The following is a 16898-nucleotide window of genomic DNA, read 5'->3' as shown; positions in this document are numbered from 1 at the left end:
CGAACCCACCAAAGGCCGGTCTAACAAAGCTCCCCGCCAGTTTCCAACGACGCAGTCTAATTTCCTCAAAATGCTGTCCAAATAAACAGCATTCTCGCACTTGGCAACTCTCGCCATCCCCTTAAAAGTGCCAATTCACGGCAGGAAATTTCCGTGTAGGATACTGTATATATATACAGGTTCCCGCACGCCATGTCAGTCTCCGCCATCAGTGCCGAAGAGATTCACCCGTCGCTCTGGCGAGCCTCACAGCTTGCGCGTGGGCGTGGCCACATGGTGGACACCGGCTACCCAGCACTTTCGACGGAGTTGCCCGGCGGTGGCTGGCCAGTTGGCGCGCTAATTGATCTGCTGGTTCAGCAGCCCGGCGTCGGGGAAATGCGGCTTTTGCAGCCTGCGCTTAGCTCGCTCGGAGAGCGGCCGATTGCGCTGGTCCAGCCGCCGCACATTCCTGACGGATTGGGACTCCGGTATATCGGGTTATCGCTCGATCGCCTGCTGCAAATCAAGCCGCCAAAGGTAACTGATGTCCTTTGGTCGGCCGAACAGATTTTGCGTGCCGGCAGCTGTGGCGCGCTGATTTTGTGGGCACAACACGCGCAGTCGTCATCGCTGCGGCGTCTGCATCTGGCTGCGCAATCATCTGAGACGCTATTCATCATGGTCCGGCCACTCACGGCGGCCCAGGATTCATCGCCGGCGTTACTGCGGCTGGCTTTACGACCGGCCGCAGAAGGCCTGATCGTCGATATCGTGAAACGACGAGGTCCAATACGCGCGGAGCCTCTGCCGATTTCTCTTCAACCCACTCCAGTTTTGTTTTCCCGTCATGCGCGTCTTTCTCGCCGTTCACTTGCCGAAGTTGTCCCTCGAAGTCTTCCGGCCGAGGTGGTCGCCTGAACCGGCGCACGGCAGTGCCGTGCTCGAGAAAGACAAGGTGGTGATCGCGGACAGGGCGGCGCGTGAAGCGGGTGTCCTGCTTGGCATGAAGCGCGGTGGAGTCCTGACGTTATCGCCGGAAACCGCAATGTACGAGCGCGACATTGCACGTGAGGCCGCTGCACAGTGGGACGTCGGTATGGCGCTGCTGAGGTTTTCGCCTGATGTCGCGTTGCTAGATGAGGCGACGGTAATCGTCGAAGTCGGCGCGAGTCTACGGCTTTTCGGCGGCCTGCTGTCGTTGTGCCGGCAGGCTAAGTCGATGCTCGACACGTTTGGTTTGACCGCACGCATCAGTGTTGCGCCGACGGGGCAGGGCGCATGGCTACTGGCGAAGTACGGACAGGGACGTGGTGGTGCGCGCAGAGTAGTGCAGCTGCCCTCACTCGAGCGCGTGCTGCACCCGTTGCCTATGCTCGCAGTGCCCGAGATTCGCCCGTTCGCCGACTGGTTCTCGGGCCTTGGCAGCGAGACGATTGGCGACGTGCGTCGCTTGCCGCGTGCAGGTTTGCAGCGTCGCTGCGGCGAACATTTGCTGGATTCGCTGGATCGTGCCTTCGGTACAGCGCCAGAGTTGTTCGACTGGCTCGAGTTGCCGCCCACATTTTCCGCGCGCATCGAATTGCCCGACCGGCTCGAACATGCGGACGGCGCAATATTCGCCGCACACAGGATGATCGTGCAGTTGTGCGGATGGTTGTGCGCGAAGCAATTGGCGGTCACTGCGATCACGCTGTCTATCGAACACGAACGAGGCAGGCAGGCGCTTGCGCCGACGCTGATCGAAATTGCGCTCGGCGAACCGACGTGGCATGAAGACCACCTGCTGCGTCTCGTGAAGGAGCGGTTGCATCGTGTGGAGCTCGCGGCGCCGGCCATTGCGTTGCGCCTCGATGCATCGAAGGTCGACGCGGCCACGCCTGATACAAACAGCCTGTTTCCCGAACCCGGGGGCTCGCCGGAGGATCATGCACGTCTGATTGAATTGCTGATCGCGCGGCTTGGCGACGAGAACGTGCTGCGTCCTGCGCCGACTGCGGATTACCGGCCGGAGGTCGCGAATCGGTGGGTGCCGGTTAGCCAGACGGCGAATAACAGCACGTTTCCCGATAGCCTGCCGCGTCCGACATGGATGCTGGCTACGCCCATGCGTCTGCTGATGCGCCAGCATCGGCCGTTTTATGGCTCGTCTCTGCGGACAATGTCGCCGGCTGAGCGTATCGAAGCCGGCTGGTTCGACGGAGAACTCGTCACGCGCGACTATTTCGTTGCGCAAGCAGAGGACCGCACCTGCTACTGGATCTATTGTGAGCGCGTCAGCAGCCGCGATGCCGAAGAAGAGCAACGCTGGTTCCTTCACGGCCTGTTCGGATGACGCCCGATGGATCCCACCTCCACTTCGCTACCGGCGTACGCCGAGTTGTTCTGCTTCTCCAACTTCACGTTCCTGCACGGCGCGTCGCATGCGGAAGAACTCGTCGAGCGCGCAAAGCAACTCGGTTACGCGGGATTGGCCATCACGGATGAATGCTCGCTCGCGGGCGTGGTTCGCGCGCACGTCGCTGCTGGGAAAGCGGAGCTACCGCTTGTTATCGGGTCGTATTTTCAGTTGCGTAATGCCGACGGTACGCCCGCGTTCGGACTCATCCTGCTTGCGCAAAACCGTGAGGGCTACGGCAACCTGTCGGAGCTGATTACACTTGCGCGGACCCGTGCGCCGAAGGGGGAATACCGGCTGACGCCGCACGATCTGTCACGGCCTGATCGTGAAAACGTTCATCTGCGTGGCATGCCTGACTGTCTCGCGATTCTGGTGCCCACATTTCCCGCCAAAGAAGAGGCATTGGAAGCTCAAATCGAATGGCTCGACGGGACTTTTCCCGGACGCGCATGGGCGGGTCTTGTGCTGCATCAACGCGCGATGGACGATATTCATCGCGGTGCAATGGAGTATGTCGCGGATCGTCAGAACGTGCCCGTCGTCGCACTCGGCAACGTCGTGATGCACGTACGCTCGCGCAAACCATTGCAAGACACGATGACGGCAATCCGTGTCGGCAAACCGGTTCATGAGTGCGGTTACGATCTCGCGCCGAATGCCGAACAGCATTTACGCTCGCGGCTGCGTATTGAAAATCTTTATCCTGAACACACTGTACGCGAAACGATCAACGTGCTCGAACGCTGCTCATTTTCGCTGAAGGATGTAGCCTACGAATACCCCGATGAACTCGTGCCCAAAGGTTTCACGCCTACGGTGTACCTTCGTCAGGAGACGTATATCGGCGCACAGTGGCGCTTTCCTTCCGGCATTCCGGCCAGCATCCAGCAACAGATTGAGGACGAACTGGCGCTCATCGCGGACCTGGAATACGAACCGTATTTTCTGACTGTCTATGACATCGTTCGTTACGCGCGCAGTCAGCACATTCTGTGTCAAGGGCGAGGGTCGGCAGCAAACTCTGTCGTATGTTTTTGCCTGGGCATCACCGAGGTGGATCCGAAGCGCAGCAACATGCTGTTTGGGCGTTTCATTTCCAAAGAGCGCGGCGAGCCGCCGGATATTGACGTCGACTTCGAGCATCAGCGGCGCGAAGAAGTCATTCAGTACATCTATGACAAGTATGGGCGTGATCGCGCGGCAATTGCGGCTGCTGTGTCCACCTACCGGCCGCGTGGTGCATTGCGTGAGACGGGCAAGGCACTGGGGATCGATCCGCAAATCGTCGATGCGGTCGCAAAGTCACACCATTGGTTCGACAACGGTCATGATCTGCTAAAGCGTTTCGAGGAATCAGGACTCGACCCAGAAAATCAGTTGATTCAGGCCTGGGCGAAACTCGCGTCACAATTGCTCAACTTTCCGCGGCATCTGTCGCAACATTCCGGCGGTTTCGTAATCAGCCGCGGCAAGCTCACGCGTCTTGTGCCAGTCGAGAACGCGGCGATGGCGGATCGTTCGGTGATTCAATGGGACAAGGACGATCTTGAATCGCTTGGATTGCTAAAGATCGATGTCCTGGCGCTCGGCATGCTGTCGGCGATCCGGCGCACGCTTGATCTCGTATCGGAGCGACGAGGTGAGTGCATCGAGATGCAAGACATACCAGAGGGTGACGAAAAGACGTACGACATGATTTGCCGCGCTGACACCATCGGCGTGTTCCAGATCGAATCGCGAGCGCAGATGAGTATGCTGCCGCGGTTGCGTCCACGCGAATATTACGACCTCGTCATCGAGGTGGCCATCGTGCGGCCTGGCCCGATTCAGGGTGGAGCGGTGCACCCTTATTTGAACAGGCGACAGAAGCCGGAACTCATCACGTATCCGAGTGAAGAACTGGAGGTTGCCTTGGGCCGCACGCTTGGCGTGCCTATCTTCCAGGAACAGGTCATGCAGGTTGCTATGATCGCGGCCGATTTCACGGCAGGCGAAGCCGATGAACTGCGCCGTGCAATGGCCGCATGGAAGCGCAAGGGCGGGTTGGAGAAGTACCAGGATCGCATCATGACCGGGATGCAAAAAAATGGCTACGATCCAGGCTTTGCCAAAGCGATCTTCGAACAGATCAAGGGCTTCGGCGAATATGGCTTTCCGGAAAGTCACGCAGCGGGTTTCGCCTTGCTTGTCTACACGAGTAGCTGGTTGAAGTGTCATGAGCCGGAGGCATTTCTCGCCGGCCTGCTCAACAGTCAACCACTGGGCTTCTACTCGCCGTCGCAACTCGTGCAGGATGCGCAACGGCATGGCGTCAAGGTGTTGCCGGTCGATGTGACCGTCAGCGGATGGGATTCGACGCTCGAAACGATCGAAGATGCAGAGCGCCCTGCGGTTCGTTTGGGGCTATCGCTGTTGCGCGGCATGAAAGACAACGCCGCAGAGCGCATTGAGAATTCTCGCGCGGTGCGGCCGTTCAGGAGCGTGCATGACCTGGCCCGCCGCGCGCAGCTCAACCGCCACGATCTGCACGTGCTGGCCGATGCGAATGCGCTGGTTGCGCTCGCAGGCAATCGTCGCGAGGCCTTGTGGCATTCGGTGGCCGCCGTGCCCGACAAGGACATGCTGGCCATCGCTGCCGTGCAGGATGAGACGCCGGAACTGGGCGCGCCATCGGAAAGCAATGAGATCGTCGCGGACTACCGCTCGGTGGGGTTGACGCTCGGCCGTCATCCGCTTCAATTGCTGCGGCCTCAATTATTGGCCAACCGGCTGATGCCGGCATCGATACTACGCAGTTATCCTAACGGACGACTGGCGCGCGCCTGCGGGATCGTTACGGTTCGGCAGCGGCCAGGTACGGCGAAAGGGGTGATCTTCGTAACAATCGAAGACGAGACGGGCAATGTCAATGTGATCGTGTGGCCAGCTCTGCTCGAGAGACAGCGCAAGGAAGTATTGGGGGCATCGCTGCTCGCGGTGTACGGCGTCTGGCAGCGTGAAGGGGAAGTGCAGCACCTCGTTGCGCATCACCTGGTAGATATGTCGCATCTGCTGGGTGGGCTGCAGTCCACCAGCAGGGATTTTTGCTGATTGCCTGTTTACCGGATTTAACTTGCGCTACCAGGCGGACTTGGGCGGCGAGCAGGGCGCGCCGTCCGAACGGGCCATGGCGGCTTATTGCAGCTCGTAATAACGAGCCGCAATGCCGACCTGCGCCGAGTACACTTCCGTCATCTTCCTTGCCACGGAAACTTCGCCAATACCTGCCTGATCGCCGTATCGAACGGCGTACGGCGGCCGATCTGCAGCGCTTCGAGCCGGCTCGAATCCAGATGGCAATTGTGCGGGCGCGGCGTCGCATTCGTCGGCGTGCGTTGCGGCGTGAGCTGAGCCTCAAGTTGCAGCGCCTCGGCCAGACGTAGCGCAATTTCGTACTTCGTCATCGGCTCATTGCCCGACCACTGCACGATGCCGCGAATGGTTTCCCCATGCGCATGCCGTTCGAGCATCTGACGGATGACGAACGCAACGTCGGGCGTAAAAGTCGGATAACGGATTGCCCATGCATCCATCACGGCTGCCTTTGGGTTCGGCGAAGAGCTCGCCGATGCGGCAATGGCCGGTACCAGACTGGTCACTGCCGATTCCGCCCAATCGACAATTGGCCCATACAGAAGAGGCAGACGCAGCACGCAACCAAGATCGGTCGTCTCAGTGAGCGCTCGCTCACCGTCGAGCTTGCTGCGGCCATAGGCATTGATCGGTGACGGTTGGGCATCGTAGAGGTAAGGCGGGTGAGCGCCGTCGAACACATAGTCCGTGGAGATCGACAGCACCCAGGCGTCGCGTTTCCTGGCCATTGCAGCCAAGGTACGCACAGCGTCGACGTTCAATGCACGGGCCAGCGCCGGGTCATGCTCGCAGACATCGGGACGGCGTTCAGCCGCCGCAATCACGATCGCATTGGGAGCCTCGCGCTCGACAAACTGCTCGACCGCCTGTGCATCACGGATATCGAGCGTGATGTGATGCGGCCCGGCGTGCCGGAAAGCCGTCGAAACGATCTGCCAGTCCGCTTGCTGCGCCAACTCGTCAGCGAGTGCGCAGCCTAGCAAGCCCGACGCGCCGATCACGGCAACCTTGAACATAGGCGCGCTCACCTTAGTGAGTATCGACGACCGTGTAGCCGGCCTCGTCGATCGCCGCCTTGAGCGCATTGACCGGTTGGGTCGATTCGACCGCCACCCGGCCCGTCTCCAGATCGACCTTGACCTGCGCCGTGGCGTCTTGCTCGCGAATCGCGTTGGTGACTGCCGCCACACAGTGCTGGCAGCTCATACCTTCTACCTGAAATTCGATCGTCATCTGCTTTGCCTCGAGAAACGTGAATGGTGTAACGGTTGAATTATGCCTGCCAGACCGCAACTGGAGGACTGACCTTCCCACGGTGGGAAGGTGTACGATCGGCAGACATCACTAGCGAATTGCACGGACCAGAGTAAGTGTTCTGCATGGAAGCGGAGTCATGCGCCAAAGCGTGAACTCTGCTCGCCAGTTGAAGCGCGAACTCTGGTCGACAAGGGAAACAGTCATGAACATCGGTGAAGCGGCCCGCGCATCGGGCGTCACGGCGAAGATGATTCGCTACTACGAAAGTGTCGGTTTGCTGGCGGCAAAGGCTCGCACCACGGCCGGCTATCGGGTTTACGGTTCGCAGGAAGTGCACTCGCTGCGCTTCATTCGCCAGGCGCGGCGTATGGGCTTCCTCGTCGAAGACATCCGCCGTCTGCTGGCTTTGTGGCAGGACCGCTCACGCGCCAGCGCCGAAGTCAAGGCGATCGCGCTTGAACACGTGGCCGATCTCGATCGCCGCATCGCCGAACTGACGGAGATGCGCGACACGCTTTCGCACCTGGCCGATCACTGCCATGGTGACGAGCGGCCCGATTGCCCGATCATCGAGGGTCTGGCGGATCCCGCGACGGCCGTTAGCCATACTTGTCATGCCGATTGACGATGAAAGGTGCAACCTCGACGTCAACTCGTTGCAACCAGGCCACGCATTCGCACCTAATTGGTGCGTTTTGGACGTCAGATCGCATGAAATCTGCATTGAAAGGCCATTTAATCTATCAAAATCAGTCACTTGGCGCCTAATTTCGGATGCACCATTCCAAAACGGAATGCACGTCATTCGGGCATTTCACTAGCCAGGTTGCACCAGAAGGCTATAATCCGGGTTAACCCTTCATAAGGGAAATCCCTGATGTCCAATCCACCGGGGATTCATTTCTGATCCTTGGAGAACATCATGTTTGCATACCTTCTTGAAAAGCTGAGCACCTGGTTTGAGACCGCTGAACGTAGCCGCCGTGAGGCTTACCTCGCATCGTCGTCGGATATCGTCCAGCTCGAACAGCGCATCCGCTCGCTCGAAACGAACGGCTATTCGCTGTAAAGCAGTCTGAAGTCCGTTTGACCCGCGGCAGCGCAGTTCGCGCAGTCGCAGCAGTAGAGCGTAAGGCCCCGTGTAGACGGGGCTTTGTCATATCTGGAGTCTGCGTTAGCCAGAGCCGTTAGCCAGCCAGTTGATTAGCCGCTCAGCGTCCGTCTACCAGCTCACGTCCACACGTCGTTCAATATCGACTAGCTTGAACGTTGCCACCGCGGTAAGGTAAAGCGTTTTTTGCGCAATCCGGCATTCCCGCAACCAACCCGGTCCGCTCATGGCTCCTGTCCGATTGATTCGCGCCTTTCAGGGCGCCGTTGTCCCCGCGCTATTTACCGCGACGTCGCTGCTTATGCTCGGTGCGCCAGCCGCGTTTGCGGATTCGTCCAGCGGTGGGAAGCCGTTGATACTCGATACGCAAAGCGGTATCAGCGATGGCCACAGCGGCACGGTGCTGCAGACTGCACCGCTTTCGCACGAGCGCATCGTTCAGGCGAAGCCGATCGCGACGCCCACCGAGCTCAACTCGAACTCGTCCACACCGATCATCGTTGCCCCGTATGTTCAGTTGCCTGCCGGGGGAAGCACGTCATCGTCTCATTCGAAATCGCAGGTGAGGCCGGCGCAGTCATCTCAGTAGACGCCGGACCGGCCTTCGGGAGCCCGCCGATTCGGATATGTGCGGCAGGGCGAATGCGCTGCCAGGCAGCTCATCTTTCAATCGCCGCGATGCTCCAGCTTGAATTGCGCGGCCTTGTCCTGGCCTAGTGTCTGCACTAGCCACGGCATGGTTTCTTTCAGCGTTTTTGCCAGCGTGTAGGGCGGGTTCACGATGAACATGCCGCTGCCGAACAGTCCAAAACCATCCGACGGCGGATTGCTGACGGTCAGCGACACATGCAGCCAGTTGCGTTCCTGCAAGCGCTTTAGCTGATCCGGAAAGCGCTGCGATTCAAGGCGCGTCACCTGCGGATACCAGATCGCGTAAGTACCGGTCGCAAAGCGTTTGAGACCTTCCTCGACGCAATTCAGCGTGCGCGAGTAGTCTCGCTTGTCTTCGAACGAAGGATCGATCAGCACCAGCGCCCGGCGAGGCGGTGGCGGCAGCAAGGCCTTCACGCCTTCGAAGCCATCGCCTGCGTAGAGCATGGCGCGCCGGCCGGCATCGCGAAAGTTGTGCTGCAACACGTCGATTTCCGTGGTGTGCAGTTCGAACAGACGCATGCGGTCCTGTTCACGCATCAGCCGCCATGCGAGATACGGAGAGCCGGGATAAAAGCGCAGGTTGCCATCCGCGTTGAGGGCCGCCACTTCATCCACATAGTCGGCCAGCATGGGCGGCAGGTCCTTACGTCCCCACAGCTTGGCGATGCCGGTCTCGAACTCGCCGGTCTTGGTAGCGTAGCCTTCCTGCAAAGAGTAGACACCGGCGCCCGCGTGCGTATCGATGTACCAGTACGCCTTGTCCTTCTGGGCGAGATAGCGCAGCAGTTGCACGACGACGGCGTGCTTCAGGACGTCGGCATGATTGCCTGCATGGAAGGCGTGGCGGTAACTAAGCATGATGAGGTGAGACTCGAAAGAGGGCGTGCCGGTCGATTGGCGTTTCTGGCCGGACGCATTCGGGTCCGGCCGTGCGGGGGCGCCGCGTTGTGACCGGAGATGCGCGGGCAGTACGGTCGGGTATTGTACGCGAGCCGGCGCGGCGGTCCGAACGGTGGGTGGGCCGAGCCTCGAGCCAAGGGCCAGCAGTGGCCCTGCGACCGGGTGATCAAGGGCTCAAGGCACCCGTGGCCGATTCCCCTCGCGCAGCAGCCACCGCTCACATCGCCCTCCAGATCAGTCGTACGAGTCCCCAACGATCTCTTCGATCTTCAGCTTGACCTCCGGCGTGATTTTCGCCGCCACGTCCTGCGCCTTCATGTTCTCGGCGATCTGCTCGACCCGCGACGCGCCGGTGATCACCGTACTGACATGCGGGTTCTTCAGAATCCATGCAATTGCGAGTTGGCCGACTGTGCAGCCCAGTTCGTCCGCCAGGTTGCCGAGCTTGCCGACAACGCCGTTTTTGCCCGAATCCGTCACCTGCTTGCGCAGCCAGTCGTAGCCCTGCAATTGCGCCCGGCTGTCCGCCGGTACGCCGTCGCGGTACTTGCCGGTCAGGAGGCCTGATGCAAGCGGGCTCCACGTTGTAAGTCCGAGACCGATGTCCTCGTAGAGCCGCGCGTATTCCTGTTCGACGCGCTTGCGATGGAACAGGTTGTACTGTGGCTGTTCCATGACAGGTTTATGAAGATGATGCCGTTCCGCGATCTCGTAGGCCGCCCGGATCTCGTCCGCGCTCCATTCGGACGTGCCCCAGTAAAGCGCCTTGCCGCGCGCAATCATGTCGCTCATCGCCCAGACAGTTTCTTCGACCGGCGTATTTGGGTCCGGGCGGTGGCAGAACACCAGATCCACGTAGTCGAGTTGCAGCCGCTTAAGAGACGCGTCGATCGCGTTCAGCAGATACTTGCGGTTAAGCGTGTGATATTGATTCGGCGCTTCCTGCAGGCCCCAGAAAAACTTTGTCGACACTACGTAGCTGATGCGCGGCCATGCCAGTTCCTTCAACGCCTGTCCCATGATTTCTTCGGACTTGCCGGCGGCGTAGACCTCGGCGTTGTCGAAGAAGTTGACCCCGGCGTCACGGGCGGCCGCCAGCGATTCGCGCGCTGCGTGCGTGTCCACCTGGTTGCCGTAGGTCACCCAGGAACCGATGGATAGTTCACTGACTTGCAGGCCGGAACGGCCGAGTCGTCGATAGTTCATGCATTTCTCCTTGCGAGTTGATGCAACGGGCATCCAGGTCTGCCAGTGGAATCCGGCGCTGATTTCAGACGCAGATTCGGACGCGAAACGCACAGTTTAAAGAGATATGCATTTGCGCGTGAATTCCGGATGCCTTTGCCGGGCTTCATGCACAATAGCAAAATTGGCCGCAGTGCAGCATTCGTCCGAACGGCCTATGCCGTCCGGCTAGCTTCACGCCGCTTGCGTGCCGTGGTTTCATTGCTCATCAACCCAATGGAGGTTCTGGATGTCGTCACTGAATACGAATCTGAATGGCAAGGTCGCGGTTGTTACGGGCGCGGCGAGCGGAATCGGCAAGCAGATCGCGCTGACGTTGTCGGCCGCGGGTGCTGCCATCGCGATTGCCGATCTGAATCAGGATGGCGCGAACGCCGTTGCTGAAGAGATCAAACAGGCCGGCGGCAAGGCCATCGGTGTCGCCATGGACGTCACCAACGAAGAAGCCGTCAATCAGGGCATCGACAAGGTCGCCGCTGAATTCGGCTCGATCGACATCCTGATCTCGAACGCAGGCATCCAGATCGTCAATCCTATCGAGAACTATGCATTTTCGGACTGGAAGAAAATGCAGGCCATTCACGTCGATGGTGCGTTCCTCACCACCAAGGCCGCCCTTAAGCACATGTATAAAGACGATCGCGGCGGCATCGTGATCTACATGGGCTCGGTCCACTCGCATGAAGCCTCGCCGCTGAAGTCGGCGTATGTCGCGGCCAAGCATGCCTTGCTGGGTCTCGCGCGCGTGCTGGCCAAGGAAGGCGCGAAGCACAACGTGCGCTCGCATGTCGTCTGCCCGGGTTTTGTGCGCACGCCGCTGGTCGACAAACAGATTCCTGAGCAGGCCAAAGAACTGGGCATCAGCGAAGAAGATGTGATTCGCAATGTGATGCTCGGCGGCACGGTGGATGGCATCTTCACCACGGTGGAAGACGTCGCGCAAACCGTGCTGTTCCTCTCCACTTTCCCGAGCGCGGCCTTGACCGGTCAGTCCTTCATTGTGAGCCACGGCTGGTTCATGCAATAAGGAGGCCGCTATGGCGCAACGCAATGTCAAGCGGGCGCGGGCTGGCACCCTCGGCGACGGGGATGGCGAGCACGCCGGAGCAGCGGCTGGCGTTCGCGCCAGCCGGCATACCCAGTTACCCCAGTACGAAACCATCGCGCTGATGCTGCAAGGCGGCGGCGCGCTGGGCGCCTATCAGGCAGGCGTTTATCAGGGGCTCCACGAGACCGGTATTCACCCAAACTGGATCGCCGGAATCTCGATCGGCGCGCTCAATACGGCGATCATTGCCGGTAATGCGCCGGAACATCGCGTGACGCGGCTGCTCGAATTCTGGGAGACGATCTGTCAACCGGCTTTTGCGCCGCCATTGCCGCCGTTCCTCGAGCAGCTGCTATTCAATTCCGGCGACACGGTCCGCAAGGCTTTCACCGCCGCGCAGGCAACCGGCGCGATCGTTCAAGGGCAGCAGGGATTCTTTGTACCGCGCTTTCCGCCGCCCATGCCCACCGTCTCCGGGCCGCCGCAAAATGCCAGCTACTACGACACGTCGCCCATGAAGGCGACGCTCGAGAGACTGTGTGATTTCGACCGGATCAACTCCGGCGAAACGCGCGTCTCGGTGGGAGCAGTGAACGTCGGTACCGGTAATTTCGCGTACTTTGACAACACGCGGATGAAACTGCGGCCGGAGCACTTCATGGCATCCGGCTCGCTGCCTCCTGGCTTCGGCGCGATGGAAATCGACGGGGAATACTATTGGGACGGCGGCCTGATGTCGAACACGCCGCTCTACGAAGTCGTGCAGAGCACGCCGCGGCGCGACACACTCGCGTTTCAGGTGGATCTGTGGAGTGCCATCGGGCCCGTACCGGACAATATAACGGACGTGCAGGGCCGCATGAAGGACATCCAGTATTCGAGCCGCACGCGTCTCGTTACCGACATGCTGCAACGCTCGCAACGCTTCCGGCATGTGCTGCGCGAAGTGCTCGACCGCGTGGCACCGGAACATCGCGAGGACGCCTGGTGCAAGGTCGCCGATGAACTCTCCTGCTCGAAGCGCTACAACGTTGTCCATCTGATCTATCGTCAGAAGGAGTACGAAGGGCATTTCAAGGATTTTCAGTTCGGCCTCTCCACCATGCGCGAACATTGGGAAAGCGGTCTGGAAGATATCCGGGCCTCTTTGGCACAACCCGACTGGCTCGCAATGCCCGATAACGACGCTGGCTTCGTCACGCACGACATTCACCGCGACAAACGCTAGGCCAACGCTGAGGTTTCCTGGCAACAACGCTAACGCTGGCCAAATGAAAACGGCGCCCAGGTGATGGGCGCCGTTGTTCATACAACCTGACTAGAGAAAGAGCGGCGCTTAACCGCGCCGCTCTCCCTCAAAGCATTACTTCAGAACGTGAGCGATCGCGTTGGCGACAGCATCGAGGTTACGCGTATTCAGGGCAGCCACACAGATGCGGCCCGTGCTCACCGCATAGATGCCGAATTCTTCACGCAGACGGTCCACTTGCGCCGACGTCAGCCCCGAGTACGAGAACATGCCGCGTTGCGCGTTCACGAAGCTGAAGTCGCGGTCCACACCACTTGCCTTCAGACGTTCCACCAGACCGTTACGCATCGCACGGATACGGTCGCGCATCTCGGCGAGTTCCGTTTCCCACGTGGCGCGCAGTTCCGGCGAAGCGAGAACGGCTGCGACTACCGAGCCGCCGTGCGTGGGCGGGTTCGAGTAGTTCGTGCGGATCACTCGCTTCAGTTGCGAGAGCACGCGGGAAGCCTCTTCCTTGCTGGCCGTGATGATCGACAGTGCGCCGATGCGCTCGCCATACAGCGAGAACGACTTCGAGAACGACGACGACACGAACACATTCAGTTCAGCCAGCGCGAACAGACGCACAGCCGACGCGTCCGATTCGATGTTGTCGCCGAAGCCTTGATAGGCGATGTCGAGGAACGGCACCAGGCCGCGCGCCTTGACGACTTCGACGATCTGTTGCCATTGGGCCGCGCTCAGGTCGACGCCGGTCGGGTTGTGGCAGCAGGCGTGCAGCACGACGACCGTGCCTGCCTCATAGCCGTTCAGCGCGCTCAGCATGCCTTCGAAGTTCACGCCGTTGGTCTTCGCGTCGAAGTACGGATACGACACGACTTCGAAGCCGGCGCTTTCGAACAGCGCACGGTGATTTTCCCAGCTCGGATCGCTGATCGCGACCTTGGCGGCCGGGTTCAGGCGCTTCAGGAAGTCGGCGCCGATCTTCAATGCGCCCGTGCCGCCCAATGCCTGCGCGGTGACCACGCGGCCCGCGGCGATCAACGGCGAGTCGTTGCCGAGCAGCAACTTCTGGACGGCCGCGTCGTAAGCCGCAATGCCTTCGATCGGCAGGTAGCCGCGCGGCAGCGCCGCTTCGACACGCGCCTTTTCCGCGTCGCGCACGGCGCGCAGCAGCGGAATCTTGCCTTCTTCATTGAAGTACACGCCCACACCCAGGTTGACCTTGGTGGTACGCGTATCGGCGTTGAAAGCTTCGTTCAGGCCCAGGATCGGGTCGCGGGGAGCAAGTTCGACGGCGGAGAACAGAGACATGATGGTTCGGCAGTAGTAAAAAAGAGGGGCGGCAGCGAAGAGCGCAGCATGCCATTGTAGCGAATCCTGACGGGTTTTTTGACCCATCCTGTCCACGGGGCGGGATTATTTGCTTGAAAAACAGCGCTTTGGCATCAGATTCGACAAGCCGGCGGCGCCTTGATGTCCGCGGCGGCGGCCCTGAAAAAGGGCGGCAACGTTACACCTTGCATGGCTATACGGGCGCTTCTTTACCGCATCGGAAGCGGCTCGCATCCAGCGAATCAAGCAAGTCATCCCTCGGTCGCCGGCTCAGCCCGCGCTCCCGCAAACCGCTAGAATAGTCCTTTGCCCAGGCCCCGGTGCCGCACACATGTCCGAACATCATCTGACTGAAGTCAACGACGCTCTCGACGAGTCGAAATTCGTGACGTTCGAAGGCTCGCCGTTCCAGCTCTATCAGCCGTACGCGCCTGCTGGCGACCAGCCCACCGCTATCGACACGCTCGTCGAAGGCGTCGAGGATGGCCTGTCGTTCCAGACGCTGCTCGGCGTGACCGGCTCCGGCAAGACCTTCACGATGGCGAACACCATCGCGCGGCTCGGCCGTCCGGCGATTGTCTTTGCGCCGAATAAAACGCTGGCGGCGCAGCTTTACTCGGAATTCCGCGAGTTTTTCCCGCGCAACGCCGTCGAGTACTTTGTCTCGTACTACGACTACTACCAGCCGGAAGCGTACGTTCCGCAGCGCGACCTGTTCATCGAGAAAGACTCGTCGATCAACGAGCATATCGAGCAGATGCGGCTCTCGGCTACGAAGAGTCTGATGGAACGGCGCGACGTGGTGATCGTGGCGACGGTGTCGGCGATTTACGGTATCGGCAACCCGTCCGAATATCATCAGATGATTCTGACGCTGCGCACCGGCGACAAGATCGGTCAACGCGACATCATCGCGCGGCTGATCGCCATGCAGTACAACCGCAACGAAACCGAGTTCCAGCGCGGCGCGTTCCGCGTGCGCGGCGACACGATCGACATCTTTCCGGCGGAGCACGCGGAAATGGCGGTGCGTGTCGAATTGTTCGACGACGAAATCGAAACCCTGCAGCTGTTCGACCCGCTGACGGGCCGTGTGCGTCAGAAAATTCCACGCTTCACGGTGTACCCGTCGTCGCACTATGTGACGCCGCGCGAGACCGTGATGCGAGCCGTGGAAACGATCAAGGCCGAACTGCGCGACCGGCTCGAGTTTTTCTATAGCGAAGGCAAGCTGGTGGAGGCGCAGCGTCTCGAGCAGCGCACCCGTTTCGATCTGGAAATGCTGCAGGAACTGGGCTTCTGCAAAGGCATCGAAAACTATTCGCGGCACTTCTCGGGCGCGGCGCCGGGTGAACCGCCGCCGACGCTGGTCGACTACCTGCCGAGCGACGCCCTGATGCTGCTCGACGAATCGCACGTGCTGATCGGTCAGTTGAACGGTATGTACAACGGTGACAAGGCACGCAAGGAGAACCTGGTCAACTATGGTTTCCGTCTGCCATCCGCGCTCGATAACCGTCCGCTCAAGTTCAACGAGTTCGAACGCAAGATGCGCCAGGTGGTATTTGTGTCGGCCACGCCCGCTGATTACGAGCAGAAGACGGCAGGGCAGGTGGCCGAGCAACTGGTCCGGCCAACCGGCCTTGTCGACCCCGAAATCGAGGTGCGTCCGGCGCGTACCCAGGTTGACGATGTGCTCGCCGAAATCAACGAGCGCGTCAAGGCGGGCGACCGCGTGCTGGTCACGGTGTTGACCAAGCGCATGGCCGAACAGTTGACCGAGTTTCTGGCGGACCATGGCGTCAAGGTGCGTTACCTGCACAGCGACATCGATACGGTCGAGCGTGTCGAAATCATCCGTGATCTGCGGCTTGGCACGTTCGACGTGCTGGTGGGGATCAACCTGCTACGTGAGGGGCTCGACATTCCGGAAGTGTCGCTGGTGGCGATTCTCGATGCGGACAAGGAAGGCTTCCTGCGCGCCGAACGCTCGCTGATCCAGACCATCGGCCGGGCCGCGCGGAACGTGAACGGCCGGGCGATCCTGTACGCGGACCGCATCACCGATTCGATGCGCCGCGCCATCGACGAAACCGAACGGCGCCGCAACAAGCAGATCGCCTTTAACCTCGAGATGGGCATCACGCCGCGCGGTGTGGTCAAGCGCATCAAGGACATCATCGACGGCGTCTATAACGTCGACGAAGCGCGCGCGGAGTTGCAGGAACAGCAACAGCGCGCGAAGTTCGAGGACATGTCCGAGAAGCAGTTGTCGAAGGAACTCAAGCGGCTCGAGAAGCAGATGATGGAGCACGCCAAGAACCTCGAATTCGAAAAGGCGGCCCAGACGCGCGATCAGCTGGCGCTGCTGCGTCAACGGGTATTTGGCGCTAATGTCGGCGATCATCTGACCGGCACCAGCTAGTTACACCACCTCTAAGCTCCATCCTTCCTACCCGACTCTGACCTCAGGCGAAGCCTTCTAGTAAGGATTTGCCTGACGGTCGTGTCAGGACAATCCCCGTTTTTGACGTCTCATGAAACCCTTGCTGAGAAAGGGTTTCCCGGCGTCGTCATTTGTTTTCGA

14 protein-coding genes are annotated in these 16898 nt (G+C 60.2%); 9 read left to right on the top strand and 5 right to left on the bottom strand.

Annotated features, from left to right (window positions below; all coding sequences use genetic code 11):
- Positions 1-192 precede the first annotated feature (192 nt).
- From imuA to BUS06_RS16720, 3 genes are read left to right on the top strand one after another with little or no spacing between them, the layout of a single operon-like run.
- Complete coding sequence (gene imuA, locus BUS06_RS16730) at positions 193-900, top strand: translesion DNA synthesis-associated protein ImuA (protein ID WP_074265279.1); 708 nt, start codon at positions 193-195, stop codon at positions 898-900.
- A complete protein-coding gene (locus BUS06_RS16725) occupies positions 830-2314 on the top strand; it encodes a Y-family DNA polymerase (protein ID WP_254368865.1) in 1485 nt (494 codons plus the stop codon). The genes imuA and BUS06_RS16725 overlap by 71 nt, the downstream gene beginning before the upstream one ends.
- Before the next feature lie 6 nt (positions 2315-2320).
- Complete coding sequence (locus BUS06_RS16720) at positions 2321-5470, top strand: error-prone DNA polymerase (RefSeq protein WP_074265278.1); 3150 nt, start codon at positions 2321-2323, stop codon at positions 5468-5470.
- A gap of 140 nt (positions 5471-5610) precedes the next feature.
- On the opposite strand, the gene BUS06_RS16715 is transcribed toward BUS06_RS16720, so the two are convergent.
- Both BUS06_RS16715 and BUS06_RS16710 read right to left on the bottom strand, forming a co-directional pair.
- Positions 5611-6528 (bottom strand): dTDP-4-dehydrorhamnose reductase family protein, encoded by a 918-nt coding sequence (locus tag BUS06_RS16715; RefSeq protein WP_074265277.1) that lies wholly within the window; start codon positions 6526-6528, stop codon positions 5611-5613.
- A gap of 13 nt (positions 6529-6541) precedes the next feature.
- Positions 6542-6745 carry a heavy-metal-associated domain-containing protein gene (locus BUS06_RS16710; protein WP_074265276.1) on the bottom strand — a complete coding sequence of 68 codons (204 nt, stop codon included), beginning with the start codon at positions 6743-6745 and terminating at the stop codon, positions 6542-6544.
- Positions 6746-6971: 226 nt separating this feature from the next.
- On the opposite strand from BUS06_RS16710, the gene cueR reads away from it, so the two are divergent.
- The 3 genes from cueR to BUS06_RS16695 all read left to right on the top strand — a co-directional run bounded on the left by cueR (position 6972) and on the right by BUS06_RS16695 (position 8469).
- Positions 6972-7394, top strand: a complete 423-nt coding sequence (gene cueR, locus BUS06_RS16705; protein ID WP_074266142.1) for a Cu(I)-responsive transcriptional regulator — start codon at positions 6972-6974, stop codon at positions 7392-7394.
- A gap of 297 nt (positions 7395-7691) precedes the next feature.
- Positions 7692-7838 (top strand): DUF3563 family protein, encoded by a 147-nt coding sequence (locus tag BUS06_RS16700; RefSeq protein ID WP_074265275.1) that lies wholly within the window; start codon positions 7692-7694, stop codon positions 7836-7838.
- Positions 7839-8106: 268 nt separating this feature from the next.
- Positions 8107-8469 (top strand): hypothetical protein, encoded by a 363-nt coding sequence (locus tag BUS06_RS16695; protein ID WP_074265274.1) that lies wholly within the window; start codon positions 8107-8109, stop codon positions 8467-8469.
- A gap of 77 nt (positions 8470-8546) precedes the next feature.
- On the opposite strand, the gene BUS06_RS16690 is transcribed toward BUS06_RS16695, so the two are convergent.
- Both BUS06_RS16690 and BUS06_RS16685 read right to left on the bottom strand, forming a co-directional pair.
- Complete coding sequence (locus BUS06_RS16690; RefSeq protein WP_074265273.1) at positions 8547-9392, bottom strand: 23S rRNA (adenine(2030)-N(6))-methyltransferase RlmJ; 846 nt, start codon at positions 9390-9392, stop codon at positions 8547-8549.
- Positions 9393-9668: 276 nt separating this feature from the next.
- Entirely contained in the window at positions 9669-10640 is a 972-nt protein-coding gene (locus BUS06_RS16685) for a potassium channel beta subunit family protein (protein ID WP_074265272.1), read from the bottom strand.
- A gap of 268 nt (positions 10641-10908) precedes the next feature.
- On the opposite strand from BUS06_RS16685, the gene BUS06_RS16680 reads away from it, so the two are divergent.
- On the top strand, positions 10909-11706 hold the full coding sequence (locus tag BUS06_RS16680; RefSeq protein WP_074265271.1) for a 3-hydroxybutyrate dehydrogenase: 798 nt from the start codon (positions 10909-10911) through the stop codon (positions 11704-11706).
- Positions 11707-11716: 10 nt separating this feature from the next.
- Complete coding sequence (locus BUS06_RS16675) at positions 11717-12955, top strand: DUF3734 domain-containing protein (protein ID WP_074265270.1); 1239 nt, start codon at positions 11717-11719, stop codon at positions 12953-12955.
- Positions 12956-13090: 135 nt separating this feature from the next.
- On the opposite strand, the gene BUS06_RS16670 is transcribed toward BUS06_RS16675, so the two are convergent.
- Entirely contained in the window at positions 13091-14290 is a 1200-nt protein-coding gene (locus BUS06_RS16670; protein WP_074265269.1) for an amino acid aminotransferase, read from the bottom strand.
- A 352-nt stretch (positions 14291-14642) separates the two neighbouring features.
- On the opposite strand from BUS06_RS16670, the gene uvrB reads away from it, so the two are divergent.
- Complete coding sequence (gene uvrB / locus BUS06_RS16665; protein ID WP_074265268.1) at positions 14643-16736, top strand: excinuclease ABC subunit UvrB; 2094 nt, start codon at positions 14643-14645, stop codon at positions 16734-16736.
- Positions 16737-16898 lie beyond the last annotated feature (162 nt).

Source organism: Paraburkholderia phenazinium (assembly GCF_900141745.1).
Lineage (GTDB): Bacteria > Pseudomonadota > Gammaproteobacteria > Burkholderiales > Burkholderiaceae > Paraburkholderia > Paraburkholderia phenazinium_B.
The sequence above is the reverse complement of the archived record's forward strand: the minus strand, read 5'-3'. Positions and strand labels throughout refer to the sequence as shown.

Coding starts and splice junctions, on each gene's coding strand:
- BUS06_RS16670 (WP_074265269.1), bottom strand. CDS start 14,290: ATGTCTCTGTTCTCCGCCGTCGAACTTGCTCCCCGCGACCCGATCCTG.
- BUS06_RS16700 (WP_074265275.1), top strand. CDS start 7,692: ATGTTTGCATACCTTCTTGAAAAGCTGAGCACCTGGTTTGAGACCGCT.
- uvrB (WP_074265268.1), top strand. CDS start 14,643: ATGTCCGAACATCATCTGACTGAAGTCAACGACGCTCTCGACGAGTCG.
- BUS06_RS16690 (WP_074265273.1), bottom strand. CDS start 9,392: ATGCTTAGTTACCGCCACGCCTTCCATGCAGGCAATCATGCCGACGTC.
- BUS06_RS16675 (WP_074265270.1), top strand. CDS start 11,717: ATGGCGCAACGCAATGTCAAGCGGGCGCGGGCTGGCACCCTCGGCGAC.
- cueR (WP_074266142.1), top strand. CDS start 6,972: ATGAACATCGGTGAAGCGGCCCGCGCATCGGGCGTCACGGCGAAGATG.
- BUS06_RS16710 (WP_074265276.1), bottom strand. CDS start 6,745: ATGACGATCGAATTTCAGGTAGAAGGTATGAGCTGCCAGCACTGTGTG.
- imuA (WP_074265279.1), top strand. CDS start 193: ATGTCAGTCTCCGCCATCAGTGCCGAAGAGATTCACCCGTCGCTCTGG.
- BUS06_RS16715 (WP_074265277.1), bottom strand. CDS start 6,528: ATGTTCAAGGTTGCCGTGATCGGCGCGTCGGGCTTGCTAGGCTGCGCA.
- BUS06_RS16720 (WP_074265278.1), top strand. CDS start 2,321: ATGGATCCCACCTCCACTTCGCTACCGGCGTACGCCGAGTTGTTCTGC.
- BUS06_RS16725 (WP_254368865.1), top strand. CDS start 830: ATGCGCGTCTTTCTCGCCGTTCACTTGCCGAAGTTGTCCCTCGAAGTC.
- BUS06_RS16680 (WP_074265271.1), top strand. CDS start 10,909: ATGTCGTCACTGAATACGAATCTGAATGGCAAGGTCGCGGTTGTTACG.
- BUS06_RS16685 (WP_074265272.1), bottom strand. CDS start 10,640: ATGAACTATCGACGACTCGGCCGTTCCGGCCTGCAAGTCAGTGAACTA.
- BUS06_RS16695 (WP_074265274.1), top strand. CDS start 8,107: ATGGCTCCTGTCCGATTGATTCGCGCCTTTCAGGGCGCCGTTGTCCCC.